Raw genomic sequence first — 14,472 nt, 5'->3', positions numbered from 1 at the left:
CCTCCGGCGCGGCGCCCTTCCACCTTCGATCAGGCGCCGGTCGCTGCGTCGAAGCGACGGCTCACCTCATCCCAGTTCACCACGTCCCACCAGGCCTTGAGATAGCCCGGGCGATCGTTCTTGTAGGTGAGGTAATAAGCGTGCTCCCACACGTCGTTCCCCAGGATCGGCGTACCGCGGTCGCTCACCACGTCCATCAGCGGATTGTCCTGGTTCGGCGTCGACGTCACCTTGAGCTGACCGCCCTGGTCGACGATCACCCACGCCCAGCCCGAGCCGAACTGGCCCGCGCCCTTGGTGTTGAAATCCTCCTTGAGCTTGTCGAGTCCGCCATAAGCGTCGATCGCCTCGGCCAGCTTGCCGCTCGGCCCGCTCGTGCTGCCGGGCTTGCCCATGATCTTCCAGAAGAAATCGTGGTTCCAATAGCCCCCGCCATTGTTCCGCAGCAGCGGCGGCAGCGACGAAATCTGGCCCAGGATCTGCTCGATCGACTGGCCTTCCAGCTTCGGGTCCGCCGCAACACCCTCGTTGAGCTTGTCCGTATAGGCCTTGTGGTGCTTGTCGTGGTGGAAGGTCATCGTCTCCTTGGAGATGACCGGCTCCAGCGCGTCATAATCGTACGGCAGCGGCGGGAGTTCGAAAGCCATGGGATCCTCCTGTGGGTTCGCGTGCGCAACGCGACGCTCGCCCAAATGGCTCCCGCGCGATCGTTACGCAACCGCCCCGATCAGGTCGTGGCGGCGGAGCGCGTGGCGCAGCTGGTCGTAGCTCAGCCCCAGCGCGTCCGCGGTAGCACGCTGGTTGAAGCGATTGTCGGCGAGCGCCTTGGCGAGCAGCTCGCGCTCGAAGCGCGCGACGCGGCTTTTGAAGTCGGACGGCCCCACCTCGCAGGCGGCGACCTCCTCGTCGTCAGGCGCGGTCCGGTCGGGCGCCGCGCCCGTCTCGGGTGGCGGGGCCGCTGCGACCGGCGCCGGCGCCGGGCGGACGGCCCCGGGGCGATAGGGCGAGGCGAACGGATCGAACTCGATCTCGCCGATCGCGCCGCCGCGCTCCCAGCGATAGACCGCGCGCTCGACGACGTTGCGCAACTCGCGCACGTTGCCAGGCCAGCGATAACCGCGCATCAGCTCCATCGCCTCGTCGGTGAACCCCTCCCATTCGTCGCGACCGAGCTCCGCGGCCATGCGGCGGCCGAAGAAATCAGCGAGCACCGCAATGTCGCTACGCCGCGCGCGCAGCGGCGGCAGCGTCACCACCTCGAACGAGAGCCGGTCGAGCAGGTCGGCGCGGAAGGTGCCCGCGTCGACTCGATCGGGCAGGTGCTCGTTGGTGGCGGCGACGATCCGGACATCGACTCGGCGCGGCCGCGAGGCGCCGATGCGGGTCACCTCGCCATATTCGACCGCGCGCAGCAGCCGCTCCTGCGCGCCCATCGACAGGGTACCAAGTTCGTCGAGGAAGAGCGTGCCCCCGTCCGCCTCCTCGAAGCGACCGACGCGCGCCTTGGTCGCGCCGGTGAACGAGCCCGCCTCATGCCCGAACAGCTCGGCCTCGATCAGCGTCTCGGGGAGCGCGGCGCAGTTCATCGTCACCAACGGCTGGTCCCAGCGCTGGCTGAGATGGTGGAGACGCTCCGCCACCAGTTCCTTGCCGGTACCGCGTTCCCCGATCACCAGCACCGGACGGTCGAGTCCCGCCGCGCGGCTGGCGCGCTCGAGCGCGTCGAGGAAAACGCCTGACTGACCGATGACCTGAGTGGTTCGCTCCATGCGCCAACTTCTGGCGCAGAACGCCAAGCGCTGGCAACCTTCGAAATCTTCCTAGTGACCTCGGGACCTCCTTCTGTACCCATAGCTGGCGGAAAAGCTGGGCTAACGAGCATCCGAACGGAATTGGCACGCCTCCTGCAAAGCTTTCGGCAACTCAGGCAGAAGGAGACACACCATGACTCGCACCGATCGCACCAGCAAGCTCGCCGCGCTCGCCCTCACCCTCGTCGTCAGCGCCACCATGGTGCTCGGCGCCGTCGGCCCGGCGACCTCGCTCGGCAACGCACCGATCCAACGGGTGGCGTGACACGCCGCGCGGCACGGCACCTTCCCCGCCGCCCGCGCGATCCGCTACAAGGGACCGACTGACGCAGGAGTCCTTATCGAGATGGGCATTTTCTCCCGCACCCGCGACATCGTCGCCGCCAATATGGCCGAGCTGCTCGAGCGAGCAGACGACCCGGCGAAGATGGTTCGCATGATCATCCTCGAGATGGAGGAGACGCTGGTGGAGGTGCGCGCGTCCGCCGCCCGCACCATCGCCGATCAGAAGGAGATGCGGCGCCACATTCAAAAATTGGCGGAGATCGAGGCGAGCTGGACCGAGAAGGCCGAGCTGGCGCTGTCGAAGGACCGCGAGGATCTCGCCAAGGCTGCGCTGGTCGAGCGCGGCAAGGCCGCCGAGATGGGCGCGCAGCTGCGCGATGAGGTGGTCGTGCTCGAGGAGGCGCTGCACTCGTCCGAGGAGGACATCGCCAAGCTGCAGAGCAAGCTGCGCGAAGCGCGTGCGAAGCAGAACGCGATCGCGACGCGGCTGGAGAGCGCCAACACCAAGGCCAAGCTGCGCGAGATGTGGAACGGCCCCAAGACGCACGACGCCTTCAGCCGCTTCGAGGTGCTGGAACGCCGGGCTGACGAGGCCGAGGGCCGCGCCGAGGCGATGGGGCTCACCCCGCGCACGCTCGACGACGAGTTCAACGCACTGCGCTCGAGCGACAAGATCGATGCCGAGCTGGCCGCGCTCAAGGCCAAGCTGAACAGGGAGAATTGAGGTGGAAGACGTGTTTCTCCCGATAATCGCGATCACCTCGCTCTTCATCGGGCTGCCCTGGCTGATTCTCCACTATGTCACCCGGTGGAAGACGGCGCCGCGGATGACCGACGAGGACGAGCGGCTGCTCGACGAGATGTACAATCTCGCGCGGCGGCTCGAGGATCGCGTCACCACGGTCGAGCGGATCGTCGCCGCCGACAATCCCGATTTCCGCCCGGGCATGGCCGATTATCGCAGCCAGCCCGACTATCGCCTCGACCAGCCGACGGCGCGCTCGATCGATCGGAGGAACTGATGTCCGACAGTCGCACCAAATTCTATCTCGACCCGCAGCATCGCCAGTGGAAGGGCGTCTGTGCCGGCATCGCGGATTACACCGGCATCGAGGTCATCTGGGTCCGTGTCGCGATGGTGCTGCTCACGCTCGCGGGCGGCTTTCCCTGGACGCTGATCGCTTATGGGCTGATCGCCTGGATGGCGGAGAACAAGCCCGCCGGCCTGTACCAAGACCGCGAGGATCAGAAGTTCTGGCAGGGCGTGCGCTCCAATCCGACGCGATCGACCGCCGAGGTCCGCGCCAAGTTCCGCGAACTCGACCGGCGCCTTGCCGACATTGAGCTGCACTACACCAGCCGCAACAGCGCGCTCGCGCGCGAGATCGACAGCCTGCGCTGAGCCAGGCCGAGAGGGAGCCCGCACATGGACATGGGATGGATGGTGCCGGTCGGGATCGTGACCGCGGTGAGCGCGTCGCACGCCTTCCGCACCTGGGTACGCGCGCGCCACGGCTATCCGCTCGACGATGATCGCCGCGAGCGCCGTCGTCGCCACGCGATGCGCGCGATGACCGACGGCGGCGTCGACACCGACCGCACCGTCGCGCTGCTCGGCGCCGAGAACGAGCGGCTCACCGGCCAGGTCGGCCGGCTGGAGGGGCGGATCGCGGTGCTGGAGCGCATCGCCACCGATCCCGCGGTGCGCACCGCGCGCGAGATCGAGGCGCTGCGCGATCGCTGACCGACACTGAAGGAGACGCGTCATGTCGTTCGAACAGCTCAACGGGTTCACGCTTTTCATGCTCGCCTTCGTGGTGATTGGCCTCCCCGTCATTCTCGGCGTGGGTAGCGAGATGTTCCGCCGCTGGCTGATCCACAAGGAACGGATGGCGCAGGTGCTGACCGCGGCCACCGCCGAGAAGGCGGCGCAATATGCCGCCCATACCGAGCGGCTCGAGGCACGCGTCCGCGTCCTGGAGCGGATCGCGACCGATCGCGGCGCCGACGTTGCCGCGCAGATCGACCAATTGCGGGACGACCGGCTCAACTGACCGGCGCGCGCCACGAGGAGAGAGTATAATGGGCCCGTTCTCGATGGTCGTCGCCATCGTCTTCATCCTGATGATCGGCCGCGTGTTGCAGGAACGCTATCGCGCGATCGGCCGGGTGCGCGACGGCGATGCCGCCGGCTACCCGAATGTCGATGCGGGGCGCGCGCACGACGAGGTGCGCCAGCTCAAGGAGCGCGTCGCCGTGCTCGAACGACTGATCACCGACAATCACGGCCGCGCCGATCTGGAACGCCAGATCGAGCAGCTGCGCGACCGCTGATCCCTCTCGCCATGGAGACGGCATCCATGTCCGATCCTACCTTCTATCTGAGCATGGCCGCGGCGGGGCTCGCCGGGCTGGCGATGCTGATTTACGCCGCACTCAACGGCTGGCGCGGCTGGCTCCAGTTCAAGCACGAGCAGCTCGGGCTCGATCGCCAGGGCCAGGCGCCTGCCCCGCCGAGCGCCAGCGCGCGAATCGAGATCGCGGATCTCAAGGAGCGGATCCGCAAGCTCGAGGCGATCGCCGCGGGGGTGGACCTCTGAGCGGTTGCGGCACGTCGGCGGTGCGGCTAGCCCGCACGCGATGACCGACAATGTGCCCACGCTCGCCGCGATCCGCGAGGAATATGAGTTCGTCGAGGGCGACGATCGCTATCGTCTGCTGGTGGAACTGGGGCGTGGGCTCGAACCGATGCCGGCAGCGCTCAAGACCGAGGCGACTCTGGTGCGCGGCTGTTCCGCCTCGGTGTGGGTCTATCCCACGGTGGCGAACGACGGCACGCTGCATTTCCTCGCCGACAGCAACGCCGCCATCACCAAGGGGATCATCGCGCTGGTGCTGCTGACGGTGCAGGACCGCGCACCCGGGGACATCCTGGCGACCGATATCGAAGGCGCGTTGGCGCCGTTCGAGCTCAAGGCGCAGCTCAGCTCGAACCGGACGCAGGGCATCCCGAACATGATCGCGCTGATCCGCGAGACCGCGCGGCGCTACGCGGGCGCGTGATCCGGTCGGGCTGAACGTCTATCGGCGCGAAACGCGGCGGTGACCCGCGCACGGATGAAGATGTTGCCCGACCGCCATTCCTTTCGGCCTAGTGTCGTGCCGCTGGACGTTGCGACGGCGACCCGACTGCTTTTGTGACGATCGCGCGAACCCACCAAGGCGCGAAGCCGCATCACCCCACCTCGCGCAACCCCGCCGCGAGCGCCTCCACGTCGGCGCCCGGCGCGACGATCCGCCAGCTGTGCGGCTTCCTTGTGTCGACCAGCACCACCGCGCCGCGCGGGCACACCCCGAGGCAGCGCGTTTCCACTACCCCGACCTCCGCCTTGCGCCCCTTCCCCATCCCGGGTTCGTCGCGCAGGGCCTTGGCGAGCGACTGCTTCCCCTTCCGGCCGAACCCGCCGCTGAGCTTCTTTGAACATTTGCCGCACACCAGCAGGGCGCCGGCCCAATGCGCACGGACGTGGTCCCTCACGCCTCCGCCCGCGGCTTCCAGGTCCGCGCGTCCTCGGCGGCACGAAGCACCTCATAGGCCGCCTGGATCGCCTGGAACCGCTTGGCCGCCTCGGCGTCGCCGGGGCGGACGTCGGGATGGTTGGACTTGGCCAGGCGCCGCCACGCCAGCCGCACGTCGTCGAACGAGGCGTCCACCTCCAGCTCGAGCAGCTCGAGCGCGCGCATCTCGTCGCGCGAGCGCGTGCCGTCCCCCGGCCCCGCCCAGGCCTGGTGGCGCGACTGCTGATAGCCGCCGGCGTCGCGGCGCTCGTTCGCCTCGCGCTGCGCCGCTTCCTCCGCAGACAGGCCCTCGAAATAATTCCAGCCGCGATTGTACTCGGCCGCGTGGGTCTGGCAGAAATACCAGCGATCGGTGCTGTTGGGTGACTTGGGCGCGGGACAGTCGCCCGGCTCCTCGCAGCCGTGGCGATCGCACAGTCGCACGTTCGCCGCCTCGCGCCCGGCGCCATAGCCGCGCCAGCGCGGGAAACCCCAGTCGTTCGATCGGGTGGGAATACGTGCCATGCGCCTCGGCACATAGGAGGCGCCGCCGCGCACGCCAAGCACGCGACGGCGATGAAAATGCCAGAGGGCCTATAAGCCGGGTTCTGTCCATCCCCCGCATCGCTGCGCGGAACTGGGCGACCATTCCTCTCGGCGCGCCGTTGCCGACGCGCTCCAGCAACCAACCCGGGCGGCGAGCGGGAACACGCCCCGGACGCGCGAACGCGCCCCTGCCGCCCCTATTCGGTCTTGCTCCCGGTGGGGTTTACCGTGCCACGTCCGTTGCCGGCCGCGCGGTGCGCTCTTACCGCACCCTTTCACCTTGGCCCGGCCGAAGCCGTGGCCGTCTGCTCTCTGTTGCACTGTCCCTGACCGCGGGCTCACGCCCTTGGCCGGCGGGCGTTACCCGCCACCGTCGTTCCGTGGAGCCCGGACTTTCCTCGGCACGCTCACGCGTGACGCGGCCGCCCGGCCCTCTGGCGCCGCCGCCCTAGCGGCTCCGACGACGCGTGGGAAGCGTCAGTCATCCCCCTGCGGCCGCGGCAGCAGCAGCGCGAGCAGGATCATGCGGCATTCCGCGTCGATTTCGCCGTCGATCAGCTCGGGACGGAAACGGCGCTGGAACGCCATGATCGCCGCCATGCGATCGCTCACGTCATAGCCGAAGCGCTCGAGCGCAAGGCAGAAGGCCGCCTCGCTCCAGAACGGATCGACGAGATTCTTGGTCGGCCGGGGCAGCGCCAGCCGCAACCGCGCGAGCCGGTGCCACGGGAACAGCTCGCCCGGGTCGCGCTTGCGCGCGGGCGCGATATCGGAATGGCCGACGATGTTGCCGCGCGTGATCTCGTACTTGTCCTTCAGGTGCGCGACGAGCCGGATCACCGCGTCGACCTGCGGCTCCGGAAAGGCTCGGTAACCGAACTCATGCCCGGGATTAACGATCTCGATCCCGATCGACGCCGAGTTGACGTCGTCGATGGTGCGCCAATGCGACCGGCCCGCGTGCCAGGCGCGCTGATCGTCGTCGACCAGCCGCAGCACCGTGCCGTCCTCGTCGACGACGTAGTGGCTCGACACTTCGGCGGCGGGGTCGCGCAACCGCTCGATCGCCGCGGCGGCGCTCGCCATCCCGGTATAATGGAGCACGATCATCGAGACCGGCAGTTTGCGCGCGTTGAAATTGGGCGATGGCGCTTCGACACATTTCATCGCTGCCGCTCGCCTTTCGCTGCCGTCCGGATCGTCACGATCGCCACCCCCAGCATCGCCACCGCGCCCCCGGCCACCATCGGCCACGTCAGTGGATTGCCAAACCAATAGGATGCGGCGGCGACGCTGACCACCGGCGCGGCAAGCGTCAGCGGCGTGACCGTCGACACCGGGTGACGCTGAAGCAGCCACATCATCGAGCCGTGCCCGAGCACGGTCGAGCCGATCCCCGAGAAGGCGATCGGGAGCAGCGCCGCCATCGGCGTGGCGGGCAGCGCGGCGAGCGCGCCGGGCTCGAACCACCAGGCCGCCGCGCCTAGCGTCACCGTGCCGAGCAGCCCGATCCACGCGTAGATCGTCAGCACCGGCACGCCGATCAGCTGCCGCTGGATCAGCGAGCAGATCGCCCAAACCAGGCTGCTCGCCGCGGTCAGTGCGAGCCCGAGCGACTCGTTCGCCGCGGCGGGATCGAACACGAGCAGGCCGACGCCCGCGAAGGCGAGCAGGATGCCGATCACGCGCGGCGCATGGATCCGCTCGCGCAGCACCACGATCGCGAGCAGCAGCGAAAAGGGCACGCCGAGCTGCCCCGCGATCGCGAGCGCGCCGATGTTGCTCGACACCGCGAGGCTCAGATTGATGAAGACGTAAAACAGGCCGCCCGAGAGCACGCCCAGCGCCACCAGCGCGACCATGCGGCCTGGCACCACGCGCAGCGCGCTGGCGCAGACCAGCAGGACGATCAGCTGGCGCAGCATGCCGGCGGTGACCGGAGGCACCAACGCCACCGCTTCCTTCACCGCGACGATGTTGAGCCCCCACAGCAGGTTCATCGCCACCACCACGGCGAGATCGCGCGCGCCGAAGCGGGCGGTGGGGGCGGCGGTGCTCACCCGTCGCGGGATCGCGGACTTAGCGCGCGGTGTAAACCCGCTCCGGATCGTTCGGCGACACGCTGCGCTCGTAGAACCCGCGCGCGCGCTGGCACGGGCGCAGGCTCTCGGACTGGCCGATCACCGTCTCGCCCGCCCCGAGCAGCAGCACACCGCCGGGCTTCAGCGCCGCGGCGAGCCGCTCCAGCACCTGTTCGCGCAGGTGCGGCGCGAGATAGAACAGCACGTTACGACACAGGATCAGGTCGAACGTCCCCGCCGGCGCGGGATCGACGACGAGATTGTGGCGGCGGTAGCTGATCGTCGACAACAGCTTGGGCTGCGCACTCCATTGCTGATCCGGCGCGCTCTCGAACCATTGCATCATGCGGCGGATCGGCAGCCCGCGCTGGATCTCGAACTGCGTATAGGTGCCCGCACGCGCGCGCGTGATCGCCGCAGCGGAGACGTCGGTGGCGATGATCTCGGGCATCGCCCCGCCCTGTTCGGCGAACAGCATCGCGAGCGACAGCGGCTCCTGTCCGGTGGCGCAGGCGGCGCACCAGATGCGCGTCGGCGCGGGCTGTTCCTGCACCAGCCTGGCCGCAGTCTCGATCACGCCCGCATCGCGGAAGAAGGAGGTCTCCTGATTGAGCAGCGAATCGACGATTCGATCGGCGAGTGCGGGATCGTGTCGTTCCATCAGCCTCGCCGTGAGTTGCTCGACCCGGTCGAGCCCGAGCGACTGGAGCAGCGGTTTGAGCGCCGCGTCGAAGCGCCAGCTCCGCCCGGCCGTGATGCGCTGCCCGGTGCGCGCCTCCAACAGCGCGGCGAACACGTGTGCGGAACCGGCATCGATCATCGCCGGGCCATGCGGCGCCGCGGTCATCGCGCGTTGCCCGCGGTGATCGCGGCGCCGAGTTCCGCGGGCGACATCACGCCCGATGCCAGACCCGCCTTCGCCACCGCGCCGGGCATGCCCCACACCACCGACGTGGTGCGATCCTGCACCAGCACCGTGCCACCGGCATCGCGCACCGCGCGCGCGCCCTCCAGTCCGTCGCGCCCCATGCCGCTAAGCACGATGGCGAGCAGCCGCGGCCCGTGGATCGACGCCAGGCTGGCGAACATCGGATCGACCGACGGCAGGTTGCCGGTCGGCGCAGGTGCCTGCGACAGCCGCGTCCCCGCGCCGCCGTCCGGCAGCGGGTAGGCGAGAAGGTGCGCATCGCCTGGGGCGATCACCACCTCGCCCGCGCGGACGCGGCCATGATCGCGCGCGATCAGGCTCGGTCGCCGCGCCGAGACGCCGACCTGCGCCGCGAAATAGGGCGAGAAGGACGGCGGCAGATGCTGGGTGACGAAGATCGGCTGGGTCACCGCGAGCGGCACCTCCGCCAGCAGTGAGGCGAGCGCGTGAATGCCGCCGGTCGACGCGCCGATCGCGATCGCGTCGAACGTGGGCGCGGGCGCAGGCGCGGGCATCGGCGTGGCGACACGGCGCGGCGCGTCGACGGGTGCGGCACCTCCGGCGAGCACGTCGAGGCGCGCGAGCAGCGTCTCACCGAAGCGGCTCGCGAACGCGCCCGCCACCGGCTTCACCAGCGTGTCAGCGGCGCCCAGCGCGAGCGCGCGCATCGTCACCTCGGCGCCCTCCGCCGCGGCGCTCGACACGATCAGCACGCGTGCCCCCGCCCCGGCGACGAGCAGCTGCGGCAGCGCGTCAATCCCGCTCTGTCGCGGCATCTCGAGATCAAGCAGAATGAGCTCTACCCGCGTGGTGGCGAGGAACGCCAGCGCGCGCGATGCGTCGCTTACCGCGCCGGCCAGCGCGAAGCGGCCGCTGCCCTCGACATAGCGGCCAAGCGCCGCGCGAGCGACCGCCGAATCATCGACGATCAGCACGCGCGGGCGCACCACCGGCGACGCGGCGACAGAGGACGCGAACTGCGGCATCGCGGTCATCGGTCCGGCGCGGCGGCGGTCAGGCGACGCCGACGATCTGGAGCTTGCTTTGCAACGTCTCGCGATCGAACGGCTTCATGACATATTCGTCGGCGCCGGCTTCGATCGCCGCGCGGATGTGCGCCATGCCGTTCTCGGTGGTGCAAAACACCACCTTGGGACGCGCCGGCAACGTCTCGTCGCCGAGCGCGCGGAGGAATTCCATCCCGCTCATCACCGGCATGTTCCAGTCGAGCAGGATGACGTCGGGGCAGGACGCGCGGCAGGCGGTGAGCGCCTCGCGTCCGTCACCGGCCTCGCTGACGGTGAAGTCGAGCGTCTCCAGGATGTGCCGGGCGACCTTGCGGATCACCTTGGAGTCGTCGACGATCAGGCAAGTCTTCATGGAGCGATCCTGCAATAGCGAGCGTGACATGCTTGTGCCGCGCTGTGGGTAAGTTTGACGTTAACGGCGCCGAGCCAAGGTCTTCATGGGATCCGCGATGACGCGCCGGGTTCGTCCCTCGATGGCTCAGGCGAGCGCGCCGGCGCGCGCGACGAGCCGGTCGACATCGAGCGCGAGCAGCGTCTCCTGCTGGCCCTCCGCGATGCCGGTGACGAAATCCCACTCTCCTGCGGTGTCGAGCCCGGCGGGCGCGGCGCCAAGCCGGAAGGTGGCGACATCCTCGAGCGAATCGACCGCGATTGCGTAGAGATGCCCGTCGACGATCGTCGCTACCGCCCGCCCGCCATCATGGCGCATGGCGGTGGCGTCCGCGACGCCGAGCAGGTGACGGACGTCCAGCACGGTGGCGACCCGGCTGCGCATCGCCGCCAGTCCGATCACCGCCGGGGCGGCGCCGGGCGCGGCGACCACCGTGCCGACCTCGACGACCGAATCGACGCGCTCGGCATCGAACAGCACGCCGCAGCCGCCGATCCGTGCCACGAGTTGCAGCGACCCGATCATGCGCGATGCTCCTTCAGCGCGGCGATCAACGCACCGCGGTCATAGCGATAAAGGGGTTGGCCGCGCGTGCGGCTGAGTCGCAGCGCCGGGATCGGTGCGCTGTCCGCCTCATCGTCGATCGCCAGCGCGACCCCGACCCGCTCGCCTGGCGCGACGCTGCGCACCACCTTGTAGCCGGCCTGCTCGATCGTGGGCTTGAGAAACGCCTCCATCCAGGCGCCCTCGCTGCCGTGCAACAGACACAGCGGGCGCTCGGCGGAAATGGCCAGCGTCGCGAAAAGAGCGAGCGGATCGACCAGCTCGATCGGCTCGCCGCCGATCACCGCCAGCCCGGCGATCACGCCGTGCGGGTCGGCCGATGGCGCGAGCGCGGCAGGCAGCGGCACGATCTCGATCGCCTCGCGTACCGGATAGGCAATCTCGAGGCCATCGGCTTGGAGCCGCAGCACGGTTGGGACCTCGTCCGCCACCAGCCGGTGGCCGGCGAAGACTGCGACCGAGCGGTCATCGGCGGTCAGCCACGTCCCGCCTGCCAGCGCCCGTACCGCACCGGGGGCAACCTTCTCGATCCGGTCGACCGCGTCGGACACGATCAAACGCTGTTCACCGTCCATGTCGAGGAAGAGCAGCGCGCGCACCGGCTCGACCTCCGCAACCGCCGTGGTTTGCGCGGCGACCTGCTCGAATGTGAGCCCTGCCTTGGTGGCGATCCCCGAACAATCGAGCAGAAGGATGGGCAGGCCGTCGTCGGGCAGCATCTGACCCGCGTAGATGCCGGCGCGCATCACCGCGGGCGCCGCAGGCTTCACCACCAGCTCCTGCGTGTCGCGCACGCCGTCGAGCGCAAGCGCAAAGCGACCCTCACGCAGAGACACGATGGCGAGATAGCGCGGCGGCGCGGCGGGTGCGCGATCGAGCAGGTCGCCGAGCTCGACCATCGGCAGCCGCTGCCCGCGCAGCAGCACCACTGCGCCGGCGCCGACCCGGTCGACCCGCACCGCGCCGCCATCGACCGCGACGATCTCGTCGACCGACTGGCGCGGCACCGCGAAGCGCGTCCCCGCCGCGTCGACCAGCACCGCGTTAAGGATCGCGAGCGTCAGCGGCACCTCGAGCGACACCGTCAGCCCCTGCCCCGGCCGGTTGAGCAGCGAGATGCGCCCGCCGGCCTGCTCGACGTTGGCCTTCACCACGTCCATTCCGACGCCGCGCCCCGACAGCGCGGTGACCTCGTCGCGCGACGACAGGCCGGGCTCGAAGATCAGCCGCAGCCGCGCATCCTCGTCCAGCGCGCGCAGTTCGGCGGCGCGGCCCGGCTGGTCGCGCAGGATCTTGGCGACGAGCCGGTCGGTATCGACGCCACGACCGTCGTCGATGATGTCGATGATGATGAGGTTACCCGCCTGGCGTGCGACGACGCGCAACTCGCCGGTGCCCGCCTTGCCGGCGAGGATGCGATCGGCGCGATCTTCCAGCCCGTGATCGACCGCGTTGCGGACGATATGGACGAGCGGGTCACGCAGCAGCTCGATCATCTCGCGATCGAGCTCGACGTCGCCGCCCTCGATCATCAGCGAGACCGACTTGCCGAGCGAGGCGGCGGAGTCGCGCGCCAGCCGCGGCAGCGCGGAGAACAGCGCCTCGACGCGCTGCATGCGCGTGCGCGTGACGGTGTCGCGCAGCTCGTCCACCGACAGGCTGAGCCGCTCGAGCATCGCCTCGAGCCTCGGATCCTCGATCTGGCGGAGATGGCGCGCGAGCTGGTTGCGCGCGAGCACCATGTCCGACACGCCGCTCATCATGCGGTCGAGCAGGTCGACCGAGAGGCGCACCGAGCGTTTGTGCCCGCCGCGCGGCGCCGTCGCGGCCAGCGTCGCGGAGTCGGGCAGCGCGGGGGTGCTTGGGGCCACGCTCGCGGCGGAAGGCGCGGGCGCGGCGTCCAGTGCGGCGATCAGCAGCGCCTCGCCGTCATCGTCGAGCGAATCGCCCGCGTCGATCGCCTCGACCAGGTCGCCGATCCGGTCGATGATCGCGAGGATGGCGCTGACCAGCGCGCTGTCGGGATGGCGGTCGCCGCCACGGACCGCGGCGAGCGCGTCCTCCGCGGCGTGGCTCAGCCGGGCGAGCCGCGGCAGGTCGAGAAAGCCGCAGCTGCCCTTGATGGTGTGGACGAAGCGAAAGATCGAATCGAGCCGCGCGCGATCGCTCGGATCGGCCTCCCAGCCGACGATCTCACCCGAGAGCGCCTCCAGCGTCTCGCGCGTCTCGGCGATGAATTCCTGCAGCAGATCGTCCATGCGGCCCCGTCGCCTCCTGTCGGCGAGCGCAGCAATGGCATGGCGGCGGTTAAAAGGGTGTTTACTGAGGAAGGCGCGGCGCCGCTTCGAGGAGCGGCGCCGCGGAAGAAATTACTTGAGCTTACCGGTGAGCAGCCCCACCTCAGTCGTACCGTCGCTGGACTTGAAGTAAGCGACGAGAGCGATCTCCTTACCACCTGGGCCGAAAAGACGACCGCGGAACTCGCCCGAGATCTTCCCGTTCTGGCTATTCAGGGAGCCGGTGAGATGCTTGTTCGCATCGATGGCGCCGGATAGCTGATACACCCCTACGGCCTTGTTCCCATCGACCCTCGGGATGGTACCGGTGATCGTGCTCTTCGAGAAATCGACCGTCAGCGGCGCCAACTCCACGCCGTGCTGGTCGTTTTCGCTCTCGTCAATCAGCGCCAAGTAGGTGCGTACGTCGGCCCCGCCGAGTTCCGCCGGGTTCGTCGGATAACCGAAGAGAAATCCACGACCCTGCGTAGAATCGTCGTAGAACGCGGTCGCGAAATAGTCATAGCCGTCCAGATGATCCGGCTTGCCAAATTTTAGCTTGAAACCTTCCTTCTCGACGTAAACTCCAGTCCCGACTGAGACCGTCGCACCCGACGCCGTATCGATCACGCCACCGTGCGCAAGATCAGCGCTGTCGGGGAGTGTCACCTTACCGTTCGCCGTCGCATACGATACCACCCCGGTGTCAGACGACGAAAACTCGAAACTCTTATACTCGTCACCTTGCTTGGTGCCGCTCAACCGGTCATAACCGATGAAGCTACGGTCGGCTTTGAAGTCGATCTTGTCGTAGGTGTAGGTCCGCGCCGGCGACGGCGATGGCGAGGGGGTCGGTGCCGGCGCGGCGGTCTTGCTGTTAGCAGTGGCAGACGTCTTGTTCCCCTTGCCGTCATCGCCGCACGCGCTGAGCATCAGCGTCAGCGCCACCGCGGTCATCGTCCGTCGCATCATCGAATAGCCCCGTAGAAAGTCGTACATCCTGC

General features: G+C 68.9%; 21 protein-coding genes and 1 other RNA gene. 9 read left to right on the top strand and 13 right to left on the bottom strand.

Annotated features, from left to right (window positions below; all coding sequences use genetic code 11):
* Window positions 1-29: 29 nt before the first annotated feature.
* Both ACMGDM_RS11295 and pspF read right to left on the bottom strand, forming a co-directional pair.
* Window positions 30-647 (bottom strand): superoxide dismutase, encoded by a 618-nt coding sequence (locus tag ACMGDM_RS11295; protein ID WP_436804210.1) that lies wholly within the window; start codon window positions 645-647, stop codon window positions 30-32.
* Between the two features lie 63 nt (window positions 648-710).
* Window positions 711-1,769: a phage shock protein operon transcriptional activator gene (gene pspF / locus ACMGDM_RS11290; RefSeq protein ID WP_436804209.1), complete on the bottom strand. Its 1,059-nt coding sequence runs from the start codon at window positions 1,767-1,769 to the stop codon at window positions 711-713.
* A gap of 175 nt (window positions 1,770-1,944) precedes the next feature.
* On the opposite strand from pspF, the gene ACMGDM_RS11285 reads away from it, so the two are divergent.
* The 9 genes from ACMGDM_RS11285 (at window position 1,945) to ACMGDM_RS11245 (ending at window position 5,159) form a co-directional block, all read left to right on the top strand.
* The gene (locus tag ACMGDM_RS11285) at window positions 1,945-2,076 is read left to right on the top strand and encodes a hypothetical protein (protein ID WP_436804208.1); all 132 of its coding nucleotides are present in this window, start codon (window positions 1,945-1,947) and stop codon (window positions 2,074-2,076) included.
* A gap of 81 nt (window positions 2,077-2,157) precedes the next feature.
* Window positions 2,158-2,820 carry a phage shock protein PspA gene (gene pspA, locus ACMGDM_RS11280; protein ID WP_436804207.1) on the top strand — a complete coding sequence of 221 codons (663 nt, stop codon included), beginning with the start codon at window positions 2,158-2,160 and terminating at the stop codon, window positions 2,818-2,820.
* Window position 2,821: 1 nt separating this feature from the next.
* Window positions 2,822-3,118, top strand: a complete 297-nt coding sequence (gene pspB, locus ACMGDM_RS11275; RefSeq protein ID WP_436804206.1) for an envelope stress response membrane protein PspB — start codon at window positions 2,822-2,824, stop codon at window positions 3,116-3,118.
* Complete coding sequence (gene pspC / locus ACMGDM_RS11270) at window positions 3,118-3,498, top strand: envelope stress response membrane protein PspC (RefSeq protein ID WP_436804205.1); 381 nt, start codon at window positions 3,118-3,120, stop codon at window positions 3,496-3,498. Before pspB ends, pspC begins: the two co-directional genes overlap by 1 nt.
* A 30-nt stretch (window positions 3,499-3,528) precedes the next feature.
* Window positions 3,529-3,840 carry a hypothetical protein gene (locus tag ACMGDM_RS11265; RefSeq protein ID WP_436804274.1) on the top strand — a complete coding sequence of 104 codons (312 nt, stop codon included), beginning with the start codon at window positions 3,529-3,531 and terminating at the stop codon, window positions 3,838-3,840.
* A 22-nt stretch (window positions 3,841-3,862) separates the two neighbouring features.
* The gene (locus ACMGDM_RS11260; RefSeq protein WP_436804204.1) at window positions 3,863-4,150 is read left to right on the top strand and encodes a hypothetical protein; all 288 of its coding nucleotides are present in this window, start codon (window positions 3,863-3,865) and stop codon (window positions 4,148-4,150) included.
* A gap of 28 nt (window positions 4,151-4,178) precedes the next feature.
* Window positions 4,179-4,430, top strand: a complete 252-nt coding sequence (locus ACMGDM_RS11255; RefSeq protein WP_436804203.1) for a hypothetical protein — start codon at window positions 4,179-4,181, stop codon at window positions 4,428-4,430.
* 26 nt (window positions 4,431-4,456) lie between these two features.
* Window positions 4,457-4,696, top strand: coding sequence for a hypothetical protein (locus ACMGDM_RS11250; RefSeq protein WP_436804202.1), 240 nt, complete (start codon window positions 4,457-4,459; stop codon window positions 4,694-4,696).
* A 40-nt stretch (window positions 4,697-4,736) separates the two neighbouring features.
* On the top strand, window positions 4,737-5,159 hold the full coding sequence (locus tag ACMGDM_RS11245) for a SufE family protein (protein ID WP_436804201.1): 423 nt from the start codon (window positions 4,737-4,739) through the stop codon (window positions 5,157-5,159).
* Window positions 5,160-5,331: 172 nt separating this feature from the next.
* Here ACMGDM_RS11245 and ACMGDM_RS11240 read toward each other — a convergent pair whose 3' ends face one another.
* The 11 genes from ACMGDM_RS11240 to ACMGDM_RS11190 form a co-directional block, all read right to left on the bottom strand.
* Window positions 5,332-5,634 carry a (2Fe-2S) ferredoxin domain-containing protein gene (locus tag ACMGDM_RS11240; protein ID WP_436804200.1) on the bottom strand — a complete coding sequence of 101 codons (303 nt, stop codon included), beginning with the start codon at window positions 5,632-5,634 and terminating at the stop codon, window positions 5,332-5,334.
* Window positions 5,631-6,179, bottom strand: a complete 549-nt coding sequence (locus ACMGDM_RS11235) for a J domain-containing protein (protein WP_436804199.1) — start codon at window positions 6,177-6,179, stop codon at window positions 5,631-5,633. Before ACMGDM_RS11235 ends, ACMGDM_RS11240 begins: the two co-directional genes overlap by 4 nt.
* A gap of 56 nt (window positions 6,180-6,235) precedes the next feature.
* Window positions 6,236-6,638, bottom strand: an RNA gene (rnpB, locus tag ACMGDM_RS11230) — RNase P RNA component class A.
* A 39-nt stretch (window positions 6,639-6,677) separates the two neighbouring features.
* Window positions 6,678-7,367, bottom strand: a complete 690-nt coding sequence (locus tag ACMGDM_RS11225) for an N-acetylmuramoyl-L-alanine amidase (protein ID WP_436804198.1) — start codon at window positions 7,365-7,367, stop codon at window positions 6,678-6,680.
* The gene (locus ACMGDM_RS11220) at window positions 7,364-8,260 is read right to left on the bottom strand and encodes a DMT family transporter (protein ID WP_436804197.1); all 897 of its coding nucleotides are present in this window, start codon (window positions 8,258-8,260) and stop codon (window positions 7,364-7,366) included. The genes ACMGDM_RS11225 and ACMGDM_RS11220 overlap by 4 nt, the downstream gene beginning before the upstream one ends.
* A gap of 19 nt (window positions 8,261-8,279) precedes the next feature.
* Window positions 8,280-9,101 (bottom strand): CheR family methyltransferase, encoded by an 822-nt coding sequence (locus ACMGDM_RS11215; RefSeq protein ID WP_436804196.1) that lies wholly within the window; start codon window positions 9,099-9,101, stop codon window positions 8,280-8,282.
* A gap of 23 nt (window positions 9,102-9,124) precedes the next feature.
* A complete protein-coding gene (locus ACMGDM_RS11210; RefSeq protein WP_436804195.1) occupies window positions 9,125-10,204 on the bottom strand; it encodes a chemotaxis protein CheB in 1,080 nt (359 codons plus the stop codon).
* A gap of 19 nt (window positions 10,205-10,223) precedes the next feature.
* The gene (locus ACMGDM_RS11205; RefSeq protein ID WP_436804194.1) at window positions 10,224-10,589 is read right to left on the bottom strand and encodes a response regulator; all 366 of its coding nucleotides are present in this window, start codon (window positions 10,587-10,589) and stop codon (window positions 10,224-10,226) included.
* A gap of 126 nt (window positions 10,590-10,715) precedes the next feature.
* Window positions 10,716-11,153: a chemotaxis protein CheW gene (locus ACMGDM_RS11200; RefSeq protein ID WP_436804193.1), complete on the bottom strand. Its 438-nt coding sequence runs from the start codon at window positions 11,151-11,153 to the stop codon at window positions 10,716-10,718.
* Window positions 11,150-13,450: a chemotaxis protein CheA gene (locus ACMGDM_RS11195; protein ID WP_436804192.1), complete on the bottom strand. Its 2,301-nt coding sequence runs from the start codon at window positions 13,448-13,450 to the stop codon at window positions 11,150-11,152. The genes ACMGDM_RS11200 and ACMGDM_RS11195 overlap by 4 nt, the downstream gene beginning before the upstream one ends.
* A gap of 111 nt (window positions 13,451-13,561) precedes the next feature.
* Window positions 13,562-14,425, bottom strand: a complete 864-nt coding sequence (locus tag ACMGDM_RS11190; protein ID WP_436804191.1) for a transferrin-binding protein-like solute binding protein — start codon at window positions 14,423-14,425, stop codon at window positions 13,562-13,564.
* Window positions 14,426-14,472 lie beyond the last annotated feature (47 nt).

The sequence above is a fragment of the Sphingomonas larreae genome (genome assembly GCF_051400595.1).
In the GTDB taxonomy this organism is placed as follows: domain Bacteria; phylum Pseudomonadota; class Alphaproteobacteria; order Sphingomonadales; family Sphingomonadaceae; genus Sphingomonas.
The sequence above is the reverse complement of the archived record's forward strand: the minus strand, read 5'-3'. Positions and strand labels throughout refer to the sequence as shown.